The sequence below is a fragment of the Microbispora sp. H11081 genome, assembly GCF_012999535.1.
Classification (GTDB): Bacteria; Actinomycetota; Actinomycetes; order Streptosporangiales; family Streptosporangiaceae; genus Microbispora.
On record NZ_JABBWV010000015.1, the window covers coordinates 123690 to 140774 of the forward strand.

Annotated in this window: 18 protein-coding genes; 12 read left to right on the forward strand and 6 right to left on the reverse strand. The window is 70.3% G+C overall.

Going from position 1 to position 17085, the window contains the following annotated elements:
* Nucleotides 1-89: 89 nt before the first annotated feature.
* From sucC to HHX31_RS28525, 3 genes are all read left to right on the forward strand, one after another.
* Nucleotides 90-1271 (forward strand): ADP-forming succinate--CoA ligase subunit beta, encoded by a 1182-nt coding sequence (sucC, locus tag HHX31_RS28515; protein ID WP_169951950.1) that lies wholly within the window; start codon nucleotides 90-92, stop codon nucleotides 1269-1271.
* Nucleotides 1271-2143: a succinate--CoA ligase subunit alpha gene (sucD, locus tag HHX31_RS28520; RefSeq protein ID WP_169951952.1), complete on the forward strand. Its 873-nt coding sequence runs from the start codon at nucleotides 1271-1273 to the stop codon at nucleotides 2141-2143. Before sucC ends, sucD begins: the two co-directional genes overlap by 1 nt.
* A 313-nt stretch (nucleotides 2144-2456) precedes the next feature.
* Nucleotides 2457-4073, forward strand: a complete 1617-nt coding sequence (locus tag HHX31_RS28525) for a DUF6350 family protein (RefSeq protein ID WP_169951954.1) — start codon at nucleotides 2457-2459, stop codon at nucleotides 4071-4073.
* A gap of 55 nt (nucleotides 4074-4128) precedes the next feature.
* On the opposite strand, the gene HHX31_RS28530 is transcribed toward HHX31_RS28525, so the two are convergent.
* The 3 genes from HHX31_RS28530 to HHX31_RS28540 form a co-directional block, all read right to left on the reverse strand.
* Nucleotides 4129-4533 carry a MerR family transcriptional regulator gene (locus HHX31_RS28530; RefSeq protein ID WP_169951956.1) on the reverse strand — a complete coding sequence of 135 codons (405 nt, stop codon included), beginning with the start codon at nucleotides 4531-4533 and terminating at the stop codon, nucleotides 4129-4131.
* A gap of 35 nt (nucleotides 4534-4568) precedes the next feature.
* On the reverse strand, nucleotides 4569-5585 hold the full coding sequence (locus HHX31_RS28535; RefSeq protein WP_169951957.1) for an NADP-dependent oxidoreductase: 1017 nt from the start codon (nucleotides 5583-5585) through the stop codon (nucleotides 4569-4571).
* A 133-nt stretch (nucleotides 5586-5718) separates the two neighbouring features.
* Nucleotides 5719-6123, reverse strand: coding sequence for a hypothetical protein (locus HHX31_RS28540; protein WP_169951959.1), 405 nt, complete (start codon nucleotides 6121-6123; stop codon nucleotides 5719-5721).
* Nucleotides 6124-6289: 166 nt separating this feature from the next.
* On the opposite strand from HHX31_RS28540, the gene purN reads away from it, so the two are divergent.
* From purN to HHX31_RS28565, 5 genes are all read left to right on the forward strand, one after another.
* A complete protein-coding gene (purN, locus tag HHX31_RS28545; protein ID WP_169952052.1) occupies nucleotides 6290-6946 on the forward strand; it encodes a phosphoribosylglycinamide formyltransferase in 657 nt (218 codons plus the stop codon).
* Nucleotides 6943-8484 carry a bifunctional phosphoribosylaminoimidazolecarboxamide formyltransferase/IMP cyclohydrolase gene (gene purH / locus HHX31_RS28550; protein ID WP_169951962.1) on the forward strand — a complete coding sequence of 514 codons (1542 nt, stop codon included), beginning with the start codon at nucleotides 6943-6945 and terminating at the stop codon, nucleotides 8482-8484. Before purN ends, purH begins: the two co-directional genes overlap by 4 nt.
* A 127-nt stretch (nucleotides 8485-8611) precedes the next feature.
* On the forward strand, nucleotides 8612-8779 hold the full coding sequence (locus tag HHX31_RS28555) for a hypothetical protein (RefSeq protein ID WP_169951964.1): 168 nt from the start codon (nucleotides 8612-8614) through the stop codon (nucleotides 8777-8779).
* Between the two features lie 25 nt (nucleotides 8780-8804).
* Complete coding sequence (locus tag HHX31_RS28560) at nucleotides 8805-9650, forward strand: bifunctional methylenetetrahydrofolate dehydrogenase/methenyltetrahydrofolate cyclohydrolase (protein ID WP_169951966.1); 846 nt, start codon at nucleotides 8805-8807, stop codon at nucleotides 9648-9650.
* 221 nt (nucleotides 9651-9871) lie between these two features.
* Nucleotides 9872-11713: a phosphatidylglycerol lysyltransferase domain-containing protein gene (locus tag HHX31_RS28565; RefSeq protein WP_311932281.1), complete on the forward strand. Its 1842-nt coding sequence runs from the start codon at nucleotides 9872-9874 to the stop codon at nucleotides 11711-11713.
* Between the two features lie 29 nt (nucleotides 11714-11742).
* On the opposite strand, the gene HHX31_RS28570 is transcribed toward HHX31_RS28565, so the two are convergent.
* The gene (locus tag HHX31_RS28570; RefSeq protein ID WP_169951970.1) at nucleotides 11743-12459 is read right to left on the reverse strand and encodes a hypothetical protein; all 717 of its coding nucleotides are present in this window, start codon (nucleotides 12457-12459) and stop codon (nucleotides 11743-11745) included.
* Nucleotides 12460-12544: 85 nt separating this feature from the next.
* Entirely contained in the window at nucleotides 12545-12799 is a 255-nt protein-coding gene (locus tag HHX31_RS28575) for a hypothetical protein (RefSeq protein WP_169951972.1), read from the reverse strand.
* Nucleotides 12800-12856: 57 nt separating this feature from the next.
* Here HHX31_RS28575 and HHX31_RS28580 point away from each other — a divergent pair, with 57 nt between their 5' ends.
* The 4 genes from HHX31_RS28580 to HHX31_RS28595 are packed head-to-tail and all read left to right on the forward strand — an operon-like array spanning nucleotide 12857 to nucleotide 16074.
* Complete coding sequence (locus tag HHX31_RS28580; RefSeq protein ID WP_169951974.1) at nucleotides 12857-14194, forward strand: PE-PGRS family protein; 1338 nt, start codon at nucleotides 12857-12859, stop codon at nucleotides 14192-14194.
* Nucleotides 14195-14211: 17 nt separating this feature from the next.
* Nucleotides 14212-15042: a hypothetical protein gene (locus tag HHX31_RS28585; RefSeq protein ID WP_169951976.1), complete on the forward strand. Its 831-nt coding sequence runs from the start codon at nucleotides 14212-14214 to the stop codon at nucleotides 15040-15042.
* Nucleotides 15039-15620 carry a hypothetical protein gene (locus tag HHX31_RS28590; protein WP_169951978.1) on the forward strand — a complete coding sequence of 194 codons (582 nt, stop codon included), beginning with the start codon at nucleotides 15039-15041 and terminating at the stop codon, nucleotides 15618-15620. The genes HHX31_RS28585 and HHX31_RS28590 overlap by 4 nt, the downstream gene beginning before the upstream one ends.
* Nucleotides 15613-16074 (forward strand): hypothetical protein, encoded by a 462-nt coding sequence (locus HHX31_RS28595; protein ID WP_169951980.1) that lies wholly within the window; start codon nucleotides 15613-15615, stop codon nucleotides 16072-16074. Before HHX31_RS28590 ends, HHX31_RS28595 begins: the two co-directional genes overlap by 8 nt.
* Nucleotides 16075-16242: 168 nt before the next feature.
* On the opposite strand, the gene HHX31_RS28600 is transcribed toward HHX31_RS28595, so the two are convergent.
* On the reverse strand, nucleotides 16243-16905 hold the full coding sequence (locus HHX31_RS28600) for an FHA domain-containing protein (protein ID WP_169951982.1): 663 nt from the start codon (nucleotides 16903-16905) through the stop codon (nucleotides 16243-16245).
* Nucleotides 16906-17085: the final 180 nt, after the last annotated feature.

Here is a 17085-nt window from a genome sequence, read left to right on the forward strand (position 1 = left end):
ACGCCGGCACGGGGACTAGGCTTCATGCGCGGAAACGTCGGGCGGGAACGACGGCGCCCGGCCTCGGACATCAAAAGGGACGGACCCTCGTGGACCTGTTCGAACATCAGGCGAAGGAGCTCTTCGCGGAGTACGGCATCCCGGTGCCGCGCGGTATCGTCGCGGAGACACCGGAGGAAGCGCGGGCGGCTGCCGAGCAGCTGACCGGACGCGTTGTCGTCAAGGCCCAGGTCAAGACCGGTGGGCGCGGCAAGGCCGGCGGTGTGAAGGTGGCCGACGACGCCGCCGACGCGTACGCGAAGGCGACGCAGATCCTCGGCATGGACATCAAGGGCCACACGGTCCACAAGGTCCTGATCGAGGAGGCCAGCCAGATCGCGGAGGAGTACTACTTCTCCTTCCTCCTCGACCGCGCCAACCGCTCGTTCCTCGCCATCTGCTCGGCTTCGGGCGGCATGGACATCGAGGAGGTCGCGCACACGGCGCCGGAGAAGGTGGCCAAGGTGCCGGTCAGCTCGCTGACGGGCATCGACCGCGCCACGGCCCGCGAGATCGCGGTGGCCGGCGGCCTGCCGCAGCAGGCGCTGGACGGCGCCGCCGAGCTGATCGAGAAGCTCTGGGCCGTGTTCGTAGACGAAGACGCCACGCTCGTCGAGGTCAACCCGATGATCCTGTCGGCAGACGGCCAGGTGAAGGCGCTCGACGGCAAGGTCACCCTCGACGACAACGCGAACTTCCGCCAGGCGGAGCACACCGCGTACGTCGACAAGGCGGCGGAGGACCCGCTGGAGGCCCGGGCCAAGGAGAAGCACCTCAACTACGTCAAGCTGGACGGCAACGTCGGCATCATCGGCAACGGCGCGGGGCTGGTCATGTCCACGCTCGACGTCGTGGCGTACGCGGGCGAGGAGTTCCCCGGCCAGCCCAAGCCGGCCAACTTCCTCGACATCGGCGGCGGCGCGTCGGCCGAGGTCATGGCGAACGGCCTGGAGATCATCCTGTCCGACCCGTCGGTGAAGTCGGTCTTCGTGAACGTCTTCGGCGGCATCACGGCCTGCGACGCCGTCGCGAACGGCATCGTCTCGGCCTTCGATCTCCTGCGGAGCCGTGGCGAGGAAGTGACCCACCCGCTGGTCGTCCGCCTGGACGGCAACAACGCCGCCCTCGGGCGGCAGATCCTGGCCGATGCCGCGTTGCCGCGGGTCGAGCTGGTCGACACCATGGACGAAGCGGCCAAGCGCGCCGCAGAGCTCGCAGCGGTAGGTGCGTAATGGCTATCTGGCTCACCGAGAACAGCAAGATCATCGTCCAGGGCATGACCGGCGGCGAGGGCACCAAGCACACCCGCCGCATGCTCGCCGCCGGCGTCAAGGTCGTGGGCGGCGTGAACGCCCGCAAGGCCGGCATCACGCACGAGGGCCTGCCGGTCTTCGGCACGGTCCAGGAGGCCATGGAGCAGACCGGCGCCGACGTGTCCGTCGTCTTCGTGCCCCCGGCCGCCACCAAGGCCGCCGTACGCGAGGCCATCGACGCGGAGATCCCGCTGTGCGTGGTCATCACCGAGGGCGTGCCGGTCCACGACACGACCGAGTTCTGGGCGTACGCCGTGTCCAAGGGCAACAAGACGCGCATCATCGGCCCGAACTGCCCCGGCATCGCGTCGCCCGGCGCGTCCAACGCGGGCATCATCCCGGCCGACATCACCACGAAGGGCCGTGTCGGCCTGGTGTCGAAGTCGGGCACGCTGACCTACCAGCTCATGTACGAGCTGCGCGACATCGGCTTCTCGACCTGTGTGGGCATCGGCGGCGACCCCGTCATCGGCACCACGCACATCGACGCGCTCCAGGCGTTCCAGGAGGACCCGGAGACCGACGCGATCGTGATGATCGGCGAGATCGGCGGCGACGCCGAGGAGCGCGCCGCGGCCTACATCGACGAGCACGTGACCAAGCCGGTCGTCGCCTACGTGGCCGGGTTCACCGCGCCCGAGGGCAAGACGATGGGCCACGCGGGCGCGATCGTGTCCGGCTCCGCCGGTACGGCCCAGGCCAAGAAGGAGGCGCTGGAGAAGGTCGGCGTCCGCGTTGGCCGTACCCCCAGCGAGACCGCCCGCCTCATGCGCGACCTCATGTCCGCGTGATCTTGTAGTTTGTCGCAGAGGGTGCTGTTGACCTGCGCCGTCACCCTTGGTGATCATGCAGTCAACAGGCGCCCGGCGCTCCTGCCAGCGGTTTCGTCATTCGTGACCTTGCACTTCCCGGTGAAGTGCAAGGTCACGATGCGTATAGGGCCAGCTCACGGGGGGTGCTAGCGATTTTCTGCAAGATCACGAAAGCTTCCTTCCCAGGTCAGGCGGCCGCTCTGCGACAAACTACAAGATCACGGCGATTTTGGGGGGAGGGGGCGGCGTGGCGGCGTGGAGGAACGCGGAACGGCTGGGATGATGCGGTAGCGTGACGGGCCTTCTCAATCAATTCAGGACCGTTCCCCGCGCCGTGCTCGGCCGGGGCGACGACGAGGAGACCCGCCGTCCACTCCCCGTGTCCGGCATGCTGGCCGCGGTCGGGACGCTCGGCGTCGGCCTCGCCGTCCTCACCACGCTCACCCTCATCGGCTGGATGGCCGCGCCCCGCGGGCCGTTCGGCGAGGGACTGCCCGGTGTCTTCCGCACGGCATGCCAGCTCTGGCTCGCCGCCCACCACGCCGGTTTCGCGATCCCCGGCGGCCGGGTGGGCCTGCTGCCCATCGGGCTGATGATCCTGCCGGGGGCGCTGCTCTACCGGGCCGGTCTGTGGATGGCGCGCGACGCCGACCTGCGGCTGCGGATGCCGGCCCGGCTGCCCAAGGGCACGCCCCGCGACGTCGAGAACGCCCGGCGCCGTGCCCAGCTCGTGCTCATCGCCCAGGCCGGCATCTCGCTGGCCGCGCCGTACGCGCTGCTCGCCGGGGTTATCGCCCTCGTCTCCGGCAACGAGATCATGCAGCCGTTCCTGGGGGAGGCGCTGGTCAGCCATCTGCTGCTGGCCTTCATCACCGGGTCGGTGGCCACCGCCCGCACGATCGGGCCCTGGCGGTCGATGCTGCGCCTGCTGCCCGAGCGGCCGCGGTCGCTCGTCGCCGGTACGGCTGTCGCGATCTCGCTGATGCTCCTGGCGGGGACACTGCTTGTCCTCGGGGCTGTTGTGGTCAACTTCGCCCGGATCCAGCAGCTGTCCGAGGTGCTCAGCCCCGGGTTGGTCGGCGGCGTGCTGCTCCTGCTCCTGGAGGTCCTCTACTTCTTCAACGCCGTGATCTGGGGCCTGGCGTACATCTCGGGGCCGGGTTTCGCGGTGGGCGCGGGGACGCTGGTCGCGCCCACCGGGGTCAAGCTGAGCGCGGTGCCCATGCTGCCGTTGCTGGGCGCGCTGCCGCCGTCCGGCACGGCGCCTCCCTGGGTCATGGGCGTGATCGCGGTGCCGTTCGCGGCGGGGGCGGTGGCCGGCGTGGTGACGGCCCGCGTCGCGCCGACCCCGTCGATCGAGGCCGCGCCCCTGTGGGGGTTCGTCTGCGGCATCACCACCGGTCTCGTCGCCGGGACGCTCGCGGCGCTGTCGGGCGGCCCGCTCGGCGGGGCGGGACTCGCCGCGGTGGGGCCGTCTCCGTGGGAGGTGACGCTGTCGGTGACACTGGAGGTCGGCGTGGCCGCCGGCATCTCGGCCGGCATCGCCAACTGGTGGCTGATCTCCCGGAGGCCCGCCACCGCGCCCGAGCCGGTACGGCGAGCAGGCGCAGTGATCGCCAAGGCCGCCGGCCGGGTGCGGCCCGCCCGTGGCGCCCATCTGCCGGGCCACTGGCTGGACGCCACGGAGGCGGAGACGCAGCCGATTCCCGTGATCAGGGACGACTGGGCCGACGAGCACGCCGCGGCGGCCGCCGAGACGTTCGACGACATGAGCGCGCGGCGTGGCACAGCCACCCCCCGGAAGCCCGCCCCGAACCCGCCGCCGAAGCGCAAGGACATCGTGGACGAGACCGACGACCGCGGGGGCCACGTCATCTACGTCGATCCCTACGCCTGGGACCGCGACTGATCCTCCCGGACGGGGGCCGTTCCCAGCGCGCGGCCGCGCGACGCCGCCGCGTTCCTCACGGTGTCCCGCTGTACGGACCGGCGGGCGGCTCGGCGACGGCCGAGGCGAGGCGGTTCCGAAGTTCTGTCAGGCGGGCGATCTCGGCGTCCAGGGCGGCGATCCGGCGTCGCGCGACGCCGCTTCCGACGCCGCTGCCGCCGGAGCAGCCGGGGCTGTCGTACGGCGGCAGCGTGTCGCCCTCCAGCAGGTCGAGGCGGTCGGCGCAGCGGGCGACGTCCTCGATGGTCAGGCCGAGGGCGAGCAACTGACGCACCAGGCGGATGCGGGCGATCTCCCGCGGGCCGTACTCCCGCTGGCCCGACGGCGTGCGCGGGGGTGGCAGGAGCAGTCCGCGCTGCTCGTACAGGCGCAACGCACGTGGCGTGGTGCCCGCCGCCGCCGCGGCGTCTCCGATCCGCATGAGCCCTCCTATGCCGTGCTCACGGCTGTCGATCTTTACAGCTCCACGACGACCGTTCCCACGTGCCGCCCCTCGAACAACTCACGCAACGCCCGCGGCGCGTTGTCGATGCCCGAGATCCGGGTGTGCGGGAAGGTGGCGGCGCCCGAGCGCAGCCAGGAGCCGAAGCGCTCCGTCCACTCCGCCCGAGTCTCGTCGTCGACGCCGACAAGGCCGCGGAGGGTGACGTTCTTGGCGATGAGCTGGAAGGCGTCCAGCTCCACCGGGGCCGTCGTGCCGCCTGACGCGGCCGACAGTTGCGTGGCCAGGGTGCCGACCACGACGAGGCGGGCGCCGGGCCGCGCCACGGCCACCGCGGCCTGGAGTTGCTCGCCGCCGACGGTGTCGACGACCACGTCGACACCCTCGGGCGCCGTCTCGGCCAGTCGCCCGCCGATCGGGCTCCCGTCGCGGAGCACCACCGCGTCGTAGCCGAGCTCGGCGATCATGCGCTCGGCCTTCGCCGACGAGCCGGTAGTGCCGATCACGCGTGCCGCACCCAGCAGCCGGGCGATCTGGCCGGCGAGCGACCCGAGGCCTCCGGCGCCCCCGGTGACGAGCACCGTCTCGCCCGCGCGCAGGCCGGCGATCCGGGTCAGGGCGGCGTACGCGGTGGCGCCAGGCGCCAGGTGCGCGGCCGGGTCGGGCAGAGAGTCACCCAGCGGAGCCGACGCGGGGACCACGGCGTACTCACGCCAGCCCTGGAAGTGCGCGACCAGGTCGCCCGGACGCGGATCGTCGTTGTGAGGGGCCGTGACGACCTCGCCGACGGCTGGGCCGAACAGCGTGTCCCCGGGACGAAGCGGCGGGAAGGGCGTGCCGGGCACGCCTCCGGCGATCAATGTGCGCAACGAGGGGAAGACCTGGAACCAGCGGTTGCGCACCAGGACCTCACCGGCGCCAGGAACGGGCAGCGGCACCTCGGCGACGATCAGGTGCTCGGGGCCGGGGAGACCGGATGAAACCTCGGCGAGCCGGATCTCCCGTGCGGTGCCTGGCAGGGTTTCTGGCATGGGAACTCCCACGGTGGTGTCGGCAGGGGACCGCTCGTGCGGCGCTGCCGCACGGCCCCGCGACGCTAACCCCTGACCCGCGCGTCAAAGGCAAGGCCTCCGCATGGCGTTCTCGCGTACGGCGGCAGCCTTCTCAGGCGGGGGCGGGGACCCCGGCGGGCCAGGTCACCCCGAGCTTGCGCTCGAAGGCCCGCATGAGCTGGTCGGAGCACTCCTGCTGGGCCATGACCGTCCCCGCGCCCTTGCGGCACTCGGTGTAGGCGTTGAGCTCGTTCGAGAAGTAGAGCTGGAATCCCGTCGTCACCACTCCCAGGATGAACGCGAGTGACGAGAGCACGATGGCGCCGGTCGCCATCCCGACCCCGCGTCGTTCCCTGCTGAGCAGGCGCATGTCGCGGATCCCGATGAAGATCGCGAATATCGACAGTGCGAGCCCGGCGGCCGGCAGCAACAGCGTGAAGACCAGCGCCATGAGGGCGAGGACCAGAGCTCTGCGTCCTCCGGTCGCGGGGGCCTGCGTCTGTAGGGGTGTAGTCACGGTCTCTTCGCCTCGCGTTCGCATAACCCGTCGTAAGTCGTGATGGCCGGCGCCCGATACGCTTTAGCTGCGTCGAGGGACGGCCCTCCACGCTCGACCACTGTCTAAGGAACCATCTCCCGGCAATCACCTGCAAAACGAAGGCAGCTCACGAAGGAGTTCCGCCCTGTCGTTCCGGCTCGTCGTCCTCGTCTCGGGTTCGGGGACCAACCTGCAAGCGCTGCTCGACGCGGCGGCGGACGACGCGTTCGGCGCGACCGTCGTGGCCGTCGGGGCCGACCGTGCCGGCATCGAGGGCCTGGCCCGTGCCGAGCGCGCCGGCGTCCCCACGTTCGTCGAGAGGGTGGACGACCACCCCGACCGGGAGAGCTGGGACGAGAGCCTGGCCGAGCGGATCGCCGAGCACAAGCCCGACCTGGTGGTCTCCGCCGGGTTCATGAAGATCCTCGGTGCTCGCGTGCTCGGCGCTTTCCCTGTGGTCAACACCCATCCGGCGCTGCTGCCCGCTTTCCCGGGCGCGCACGCGGTGCGCGACGCCCTCGCGTACGGCGTCCGCGTCACCGGCTGCACGGTCCACCTCGTCGACGCGGGCGTGGACACCGGGCCGGTGATCGCCCAGGAGACGGTGGCCGTACGGGAGGGGGACGACGAGGAGTCGCTGCACGAGCGCATCAAGGGCGTCGAGCGCGGTCTCCTCGTCGAGACGGTGGGCCGCATGGCCCGCGAGGGCTGGACCGTGACCGGGCGGGCCGTACGGCTCGGGCCGGGACGAGCCGCAGGAGAGGCCGCACAAGGCCCGACACCAGGAAGGACCACGAAGTGACCCGCATCGCCATCCGCCGTGCGCTGATCACCGTTTACGACAAGACGGGTCTCGAAGACCTGGCGCGGGGGCTGGAGGCCGCGGGCGTGGAGATCGTGTCGACCGGCGGCACCGCCGCCGCGATCGCCTCCTACGGCGTGCCGGTCACCAAGGTCGAGTCGCTCACCGGATTCCCCGAGTGCCTGGACGGGCGGGTCAAGACCCTCCACCCGAGGGTCCACGCCGGGCTGCTCGCCGACGGCGCCAACCCCTCCCACGTCAAGCAGCTGGAGGAGCTGGAGATCGAGGCGTTCCAGCTCGCCGTGGTGAACCTGTATCCCTTCGCCGCCACGGTCGCCTCCGGGGCCTCCGACGCCGAGTGCGTCGAGCAGATCGACATCGGCGGTCCCGCGATGATCCGCGCCGCCGCCAAGAACCACGGCACGGTGGCCGTGGTCGTGGATCCCGGCGCGTACGGCGAGGTGCTGGCCGCGGTCGCCGAGGGCGGCTTCACGCTGACCGAGCGCAGGAGGCTGGCCGCCGCGGCGTACGCGCACACCGCCGCCTACGACGTCGCGGTCGCGTCCTGGTTCGCGAACGTGTACGCGCCGGAGGGCGACTGGCCGTCCTTCATGGGCGCGACGTGGAAGCGCGAGACCGCCCTGCGGTACGGCGAGAACCCGCACCAGGGGGCGGCCCTCTACACCAGCGGCAAGGACGGCCTGGCGAACGCCGAGCAGTTGCACGGCAAGGAGATGTCCTACAACAACTACGTGGACGCCGACGCCGCCTGGCGGGCCGCGTGGGACTTCGACGAGCCGTGCGTGGCCATCATCAAGCACGCCAACCCCTGCGGCATCGCGGTCGGCGCCGACGTGGCCGAGGCGCACAGGAAGGCGCACGAGTGCGACCCCGTCTCCGCGTACGGCGGGGTGATCGCGGTCAACCGTGAGGTGACCCGCGCGCTGGCCGAGCAGATCGCGCCGATCTTCACCGAGGTGGTGGTCGCGCCGTCGTTCGCGGCGGACGCGATCGAGGTGCTCAGGGAGAAGAAGAACATCCGTCTGCTCGCCTGCCCGCAGGGGCCGTCTGACGCCGCCGAGTTCCGCCGCATCGACGGCGGCCTGCTGGTGCAGACGGTCGACCGGCTGGACGCGCCCGGTGACGACCCCTCCACGTGGGAGCTGAAGACCGGTGAGGCGGCATCGCCGGAGTTGCTCGCCGACCTGGCCTTCGCCTGGCGGGCGTGCCGCTCCGTGAAGTCCAACGCGATCCTGCTCGCCTCGGGCGGGGCGACCGTCGGCGTCGGCATGGGCCAGGTCAACCGGGTCGACTCGGCCCGGCTGGCGGTGTCGCGGGCGGGTGAGCGCGCGGCGGGGTCGGTCGGCGCGTCCGACGCGTACTTCCCCTTCCCTGACGGCCTGCAGGTTCTGGCCGACGCGGGGGTGAAGGCGATCGTCGAACCGGGCGGGTCGATCCGCGACGACGAGGTCGTCGAGGCGGCCCGGGAGGCGGGCATCACGCTCTACTTCACCGGGACCAGGCACTTCTTCCACTGATCGGGAAGCCCAGCCGTGCCGTAAGGGAGGGGCGGCGGCTGGGACGGATGGGGCGAAAACGGCACGATCACCCCTGAGGTGCGGTTAGCCTGAATCGCTCACCCCATCCTCTTCACGGAGCCCCTCCATGCCCCTTGATATGATCATGAGCTCCTTCGCGACGATGAACGGCATGTGGAACAGCCCCATCGCGCTGCTGCCCATCGTCGCGCTTGCCGCCTATTTCGGCTGGCGGATCGTGGAGTTCATCCCCTTCACCCGGCGGATCATCGAGCGCCGGGAGGGGGGAAAGTAAAGCACCTGGAAGGACGGGAAGTGCCATGACCGCGCAGGTACTGGACGGCAAGGCGACCGCTGCCAAGATCAAGAGTGAGTTGGCGGAGCGGGTGAAGGCCCTGGCGGCCCGGGGGATCACCCCCGGTCTGGGCACGATCCTGGTCGGTGACGACCCCGGCAGCCAAATCTACGTCGGGGGCAAGCACCGCGACTGCGCGGAGGTCGGCATCACCTCCATCCGCAAGGACCTGCCGGAGAGCGCCACCCAGGCGGAGGTGGAGGCCGCGGTCGACGAACTGAACGCCGACCCTGCCTGCACGGGCTACATCGTGCAGTTGCCGCTGCCGCGTCACCTGGACACCCAGGCGCTCATCGAGCGCATGGACCCGGCCAAGGACGCCGACGGTCTCCACCCCGTCAACCTCGGCAGGCTCGTGCACATGGTCGACGCGCCGCTGCCGTGCACGCCACGCGGCATCGTGGTCCTCCTCCAGGAGTACGGCGTGCCGTTGAAGGGCGCCGAGGTCGTCGTGGTCGGCCGGGGCATCACGGTGGGCCGGCCGCTCGGCCTGCTCCTCACCCGTCGTACGGAGAACGCCACCGTGACGCTCTGCCACACCGGCACCCAGGACCTGGCGTCCCACGTGCGCCGTGCGGACGTCGTCGTCGCGGCGGCCGGAGTGCCCCACCTCGTGACCGCCGACATGGTCAAGCCCGGCGCGGCCGTGCTCGACGTGGGCGTCTCCAGGGTCGAGGGGAAGCTCACCGGCGACGTCGCCCCCGACGTACGCGAGGTCGCGGGCTTCGTCGCCCCCAACCCCGGCGGGGTGGGGCCGATGACGCGGGCCATGCTGCTGGCCAACGTCGTCGAGGCCGCGGAGAAGCGTTGATCAACGCGGCGCGTTGACCGCGGGATCTCTGTCCCGCGGACGCGTGCTCCATCCACCGTGCCCGGCGGGTCCCTCCCCGGAGGCGACCGCCGGGCCGGGGCCGGCGCCGCCGTCTCCCGAGGTGTCCGTGGATGCGGACGCCGTCGGCGCGCGTCAAGCACGAACCAAGGATCGAAATCCCGGCTGCTGACGCGGCATGCGATGACATATCGTCACTGTCTGTGAGTTATCGGACGCGATTCGCGCATGGCGTGCGGTCCCGGGCCCCAGGGCTGGCGGCCTGGGCCGCGCTGCTGATCGGCGTTCTGGACATCGTCAGAGCCCTGGTGCCGAGCCTGCGCGGCACGAGGATCGGCGAGATCGCGAGCGTGCTGCCGGGCACCGCCACGACGCTCGCCGAGGCGGCGTCGCTGCTGGTAGGCATCCTGCTGATCATGCTCTCCCACGCTCTCAGACGGCGCAAGGTGCGGGCCTGGCGCGCGGTCGTGGTGCTGCTGCCGGTCGACGCCGCGCTCGAAGGGCTGCGCTGGCGGCACCCGGTCGCCGCCTCGGTGTCGCTGCTCCTGTTCGCGGTGCTCATCGCCGCCCGTGGGGAGTTCTACGCGCTGTCCGACCCGCGCTCACGCTGGCGGGCGCTGTGGAACCTGCTGGCGCTCGGCGCGGCCGATGTGGTGCTCGGGTGGGTCCTCGTCGCCTCACACCACCGTTCCTTCGCCGGCCGGCCGAGCTTCGGCGACCAGATCCAGCACGTCGTGCTCGGTCTGCTCGGCATCGGAGGGCCGGTCGCGTTCACCTCCGAGCGCGCCGGCGATCTCGTGTACTTCTCGCTCGCGGGGCTCGGCGCGCTCACCGCCGTCACCACCATCTATCTGGCGCTGCGGCCGGAACGGCCGGTAGCGGCGCTCAGCGAGGACGACGAACGGCGCCTGCGCGCCCTGCTGGACCGGTACGGCAGGCAGGACTCGCTCGGATACTTCGCGCTCCGCAGGGACAAGAGCGTGATCTTCTCGCCCAGCGGCAAGGCGGCCGTCGCCTACCGGGTCGTCGCCGGGGTGATGCTGGCCGGGGGCGACCCGATCGGCGACCGGGAGGCATGGCCGGGCGCGATCAGGCGGTTCCTGGAGGAGGCCAGGCGGCACGCGTGGGTTCCCGCCGTCATCGGCTGCGGCGAGGCGGGCGGCGAGGCGTGGACCAGGGAGGGCGACCTCGACGCGCTGGAGATCGGGGACGAGGCCGTCGTGGATGTGGCCGGCTTCACCCTGGAAGGCCGGGCCATGCGCAACGTGCGGCAGATGGTGAAGCGGGTCGAGCGCCTCGGCTACACCTGCCGCGTACGGCGGTCGGGGGACCTGAGCGAGGCGGAGCGCGAGCGCATCGGCCGCGCGGCCGACCTGTGGCGCGGCACCGAGACCGAGCGGGGCTTCTCGATGGCCCTCGGCCGGTTCGGCGACCCCGCCGACTCCGGCTGCCTGGTGGTCACGGCCCATCGGGCGGCCGGGCCGCAGGACGAGCAGACCCCTGGCGGGGACGTCAGAGCCGTCCTGCACTTCGTGCCCTGGGGGGCAGACGGCATCTCCCTCGACCTCATGCGGCGCGACCGCGATGCCGACCCCGGGCTCAACGAACTGCTGATCGTACGGGCCCTGCAGGCCGCGCCGGAGTTCGGCGTGACCAGGGTGTCGCTGAACTTCGCGATGTTCCGCTCCGCGCTGGCCCGGGGGGAGCGGCTGGGGGCGGGACCGGTGCTGCGCGCCTGGCACGGCGTCCTGATCTTCCTGTCCCGCTGGTTCCAGATCGAGTCGTTGTATCGCTTCAACGCCAAGTTCGGGCCTGTGTGGGAGCCGAGGTTCCTCGTGTATCCCGCCGCCCGCAATCTGCCGCGCATCGGCGTCGCCGCGCTCCGGGCGGAGGCGTTCCTCCCGCCGCCGGGCCGGGGGTGGGCGGGTGGCCTGCCGCTACGGCGGCGCCACGGGCAGGCTGCCGTTCCCCGCTTCCTCTCCCACGCGGTCGTGGGCGGGAGCGGCGGCCCGGACGACCGGCCGGAGACCCGCAGAACGGCATGACCACACCCGCCCGGCGCGGGCACCGGGGTCTACCCGCAGACGCCGGGCAGGCCGCAGAGCTTGGCGGCCATCGTGCGGGCGTCCTTGATCAGCGGACGGAACTGGGAGACCGGAAGGCTCTTGGTCACGAGGCCGGTCCTGACGTAGACCGCCACCGCGCTTCCCCTGCGGACGATGACGGTGCGGGAGCGGTTCTCGAAGAAGAAGCCGCCGATCCGGATGGCCTCGTCGCCGATGCCGGTGCTCTTCCAGCGGTACGAGTAGCGGTCGTGGCCACGGCCTCCCGAGCCGCATTCGGCCAGGTCGGCGCGTACGGATCGCATCGCCGCCTTCGCGGCCCGCTCAGACGGGTAGAGCACGACCTGCTCGCTGCGGTAGACGGTCTCCGCCAGGTAGGTGAACGTACGGCTCGCGCTGCGGCCGTCGCGGGCGGCCCTGCGTCCGCAGGGGTTCACCTCAAGGGGCTTCTTCAGGCTGTCGGTGAGCTTCAGGTGCTCCCACGGCCTGCGCGGGCCGTTCACCTTGGCCTCGTTCAGCAGGAACCCCTTGGGCAGCACGGCCGGAGCAGACATATGGCTCGCGTCCGCCACCGTGGCCGCTACGTGCGCCACCGGCGCCGCGCCCGCCTGACTCGCGCCCGCCTGACTCGCGCCCGCCTGACTCGCGCCCGCCTGACTCGCGCTCGTCACCGTAGCCGTCACCGTGACCGCGGCGGCCGCCACCACGGACGTCAGAACCCTGCGCATCGCATGCTCCCTTGGCGATCGATCGACGTCCGGTTCGACGGTGCCTTCGCGGATTTTGTTCTGCACGCCGTCTGGCATGTCGCCGTCAGCGCCTGTTCGCCAGGTCGCGGGCCTCGCGTTGCAGCCGATCGGCCTCGTCGAGGAGACGAGCCGCCACCGTGCCGCAGCGCGTTCTCCAGGTTCCGATCTCGCCGCGTATCCGGTCGGTCAACGGACCCGACCACTCCATGGTGGCCGCCATACCGTTCACGTTATCGACCAGTTTTTCCACGTCGCCGGCTAATTCCCGAAGTTTGGCGGCCCTGTTCTCGAGTTCCTGCACCTCGGGCGGAGACGACACCTTTTCTCCTCTCGAAACGCTTTAACAGAGGATAAGTTACAGGTAGGCTCCCGCCGCATGGGGGAAGGCGTGACGCGGAGTTTCAGGCCAGAAGAGCTTGAACGTCTGGCCGGTCTTATGGACGACCTGAACAGGTCGGCGGATGAGGTTCTTAAGCGTGCCTGGCCCCTACAGGTGTCCCAATTCGTCACACCGCTGGGGGAAATGCCGCGCTGGGGGAGCGAAACCGCCAAGGACCTGAGGCAGCGGGCGGCTATTGGGCGACTGCAGACAGGTGACCCGTTCGCCGGGCTCGTGTGGGCCGGCTTTCCACCGCTGGAAATCGTCGCGAATGGCAACAAGATCGACCCAGCGACTCTCATCTCCGTCAACTCGGTCGCGGACTGGGCGAATGCAACGGGAAATTCGGATTTCCAGCGCAAGCCCGGAGAGTCGCTGGACGATTACCTGAAGCGACTCGAGGCTGCCGCGATCAGCAAGGCGATCCCGGCCCTCACGCCGCACGAGGCGACGGTCGCCAACATCCTCAAGATCGTCGGCGATGTCAAAGGGGTCGCCGCCACCGCCCCGATCGTCACCACCCAGGCCGTGTCCCTCAGTCGCCTGCTGCTGAACAACCATGTCTCGCGGCCGCTCATCGGGAAACTGACAGGGGGCGCGTGGACGTTGCCGACGAGGTCCGCCACCGCGCCGGGCCCCGGAGCCGCGAGCCTGACCCGCCGGCTATTCATGAAAAGCAGTCTTTACCGCGACTACGTGTCCATGCTTCCCGAGTACGCAGAAATGGATCAGGTCAATCGGGCAGTGAACGCGGGGCGGACGCTTGCTGGTGCCAGGGTGAACAACCTCCTCAACGTTGCCTTCGGCAACAATGAGCTCGCCGCTGTGCTGGGCGGTACCACCCACTCGCGCGAAACTGTGACTGCCTCCAGCCAGGCCAACCTGCTCAAGGTCTGGTCGGCCACCGCGGACCCGAAGAAGATGGAGGCTGCTGCCGCGGTCCTAAAGGTCGAGCCCACCGCTCTTACCCGGCTGGGAACGGTGGCCCGAACCGCCGGCGCCGTCCGGTCGCTGGGCATCGTGGGTGGGGTCGTCTCCACCGGCTACAGCGCGGCAAACGTCATCTCGCAGGGCGATCCGATCGCCGCGTTCAAGCGCAACGGCGCCGGATATGTCGCGGATATCGCCGAGGTAGGCTTCAACGCCTCCCTCACCGCCGCGATGATCTGCCCCAATCCCCTCACCCTCGGAGCTACCGTCGTCACGGGCGCCGTATACGTCGGTGCCAAAGTCGTCGAAAATTGGGACGACATCGAGGCGGGTGCGAAGAAGGCGTGCAAAGCGATCGGCGACGGGGCCGAAAAGGTATTCAGCAGCATCAACCCCTTCGACTAGCGCAGGGAGACCGACCGATGCCGTCCTTCGACAGTGCACGTGACCGATTCCGGCTCGGCCCCGCCCATCTGGGGGTCCTGGGCTGTTTCTATGAGGGGAGGGCGGTCACGGCCGACCTGGTGACTGCCCGGAACGAGCTGCGGGCCGCCGGCTTGATCAATGACGACGACGCCGTCGTCCCCGAGCTCGCCGGCCTGACGAACGCCCTTGCTGAGCCGATCTTGCTTGTCCACATCGAAAGCACCGGTGGTCAGGGCACCACGAACCACGGTGCGGTCATCGGCAACGACGCCTGTTACGTGTACGAAGGGTGGCCGGGTGAACCGGAGTCGGAGTATGTCCGCACCGACCTCAGCACCCTCGTGTGGTCACTCGCCCGAGCGGTCGGCCTGCGTGAAAGCGACGCCAAGCCACCGGCGGCGACGATCATCACCACGACGGTCGGTGTCATGGACGCCGGATTCGTAGCGCTCTCTGAAGCGGACACCGACGATGTGGAGGGAGTCGCCGAGCGGTTGCGCGCGGCGTTGGCCGCCAAGGGCGGGCTCGCTGATCCTGAACTGACGGTTTTCACCCATCTTCTGTTGCAGCTCAACGGCAACTGGCGGATGACCGTGGCGTGGAACAACCGCGAGGGCCGGGGAACAGACATCCGCGGTATCACCGTGCTCGATTGCGGCCCCCTCGGATACTGGCTGCGCGAGCGTCCCGCCGAGCCGATCATGCCGGGGGCGGTGACGCCCGACAGCGAGCTCCGGCTGGTGTTCACGGAGACGCCGCGCGTCTGGGAGCTGATCACCGAGCTCCTCCCCAGCCTCGATCAATTGCCCGCTCCGACGAAACGGTGAACGACGTGCACGGGTTCGATTTCGACCTCGTACGGCGCATGCCCTCCCGCTCCTTCGAGCGGCAGAGCACGTACCTCTCCCTGACCGGTACGGCCGGGCAATATGGAGAAGTGACCGTCACAGTGGGGACGGTTCCCCGGCAGGCCACGCTCGCCGCACCAGGGTTGCCTGAGGCGTCGGTCTCTCATCCCGACGATCTGAAGCAGGGTCTCATCCTCATCGATGAGCGGACACGGCTTAGCGTGGGCGGGCTCCAGGCGACCCTCACGTGGAATCGGCGCTCTATCGGGAAGAAGGGCCGTGGCATCCGCATAGGGCTGGGAGACCGTGACTACGCATACCTTCGGATCGGCACGGGAGAGGAGGAACTGCGTGACGCCGAACGCGGGCCGCTCGTACGTCAGCGCAATCGCTTCGGCAGATCTACGGTCGGAATGACCGTACTGTCGGCTGCCGATTCCATCGACCTCGCACTGGCCCTTGTTCTACAAGGCGCCGACAGGACAGGGCTGACCATCACGCAGACGGCAGTCTTCGGCGTTCTGTCGTACCTGTACCCGGGGCACGGCGATGTCTGACGTCGAGATCGTCTACAAGGAGCGGCCCGGGAAGCCGAAGCTGTGGTTCGGCGTGCCCTGGGCGCTGTGCGCCGCGCTCATGATCTGGTCCTTTTGGAACTACTGGACGGAGCATCATGAGATCCCGCTCGATGCCCTGGTCGTCCTGACTCCGCTGTTCTTCGGCATCGCCTCCATCCCCGGGCTGGTCTCGCTGAGCAAGCGCCGTTACAACGCGATCACCCTGACGTCCCGGACGCTGCGCGTGGGCCGTCACACCTTGCCCGTCTCCGACATCACGCTCCACCCGCCTACCACCGGCCGCATGCCCCGTCTGCTGGGCGGCGGGTACGACGTTCCGGTGGGCATGCATTACGTCGAGTTCGGCGGGCGGGGCGGTGAGCACTACCGGGTGGCGGTGGTGAACCCCCAGGCATTTCTCGCCGCGCTGACCCGAGTGAGCGCTGGGGCATGACGACGAGCGGCAGGGCAGCGCTCATGGCGTGGGCCTGCCCGGCACGGCCAGTCCGGACCGCATACGCGGGGACTCGAGGCCGTACGTCGGCCGCGGGGCGTCCGGAACGCTCCATCGGCCGCGCGGGAAGGACGGCTTCCAATCCTTGGCGGCCGGTGGGGCGAGGCCTCAGGACGCCCGGCGGCCCGCGGGGGTCCGTGGCTGTGGCTGCGGTTCCGGCTCGGCCGGCCCGCCGGTCCGCTGCGGTGGCACGACCGGCGTGGGCCGCACCAGGCCGAGGGCGACGACCTCGTTGGCGAGCCGGGTGCGCCGGTTGGTGCCCTCCGGGATGCGGAACTTCTGGTACAGCCGCAGCAGGTGCTGCTTGACCGCGGCCTCGGTCACCACGAGGTCGTCGGCGATCTCCCGGGCCGTCGCGGGCGCGACGAACGCCTCGTCGGACAGCGCGGGGCGGCAGAGCGACGTGAGCACGTCGACCTCCCGGCGGGTCAGCTCCGGCGCGGCGGCGCGGCGCAGCTCGACCTCGGGGGCGAGGTCCTCCCGCGGGATCCCGCCGACCCGGGCCCGGGCGGCCCCGAAGGAGACGACGTCGCCGTCGTCCAGCACCCTCCTGGCGATCGGCCTGCCGTTCACCCGGGTGCCGTTGCGGGACAGGCCCAGGTCCACGACGTACAGGTAGGGCCCGCGACGGACGAATTCGGCGTGCAGCCGTGACACGCTCGGATCCGTCAGCCGGATGTCCACGCCCCGGCCTCGGCCGATCGTGGTGACGTCGGGGCGCAGCGGCACCACCTCGCCGCTGTCCTCGATCCGTATGAACGGCCCCTCCACGGCAGTTCCTCCCCAGGTAGCCCGCCGTTACTTTCCCTATAGCTGCGGCTTACCCACCCGTGGCGATGGGGAATCGCCTTTGCCGCGAGCAGAATCAATCGCGAATTTGGTCTGGACCTTTGGGGGGTGCTTTACCTGCTCACGGGTAGACTTCGCACGGAGATAAGCGGAGGAAACACC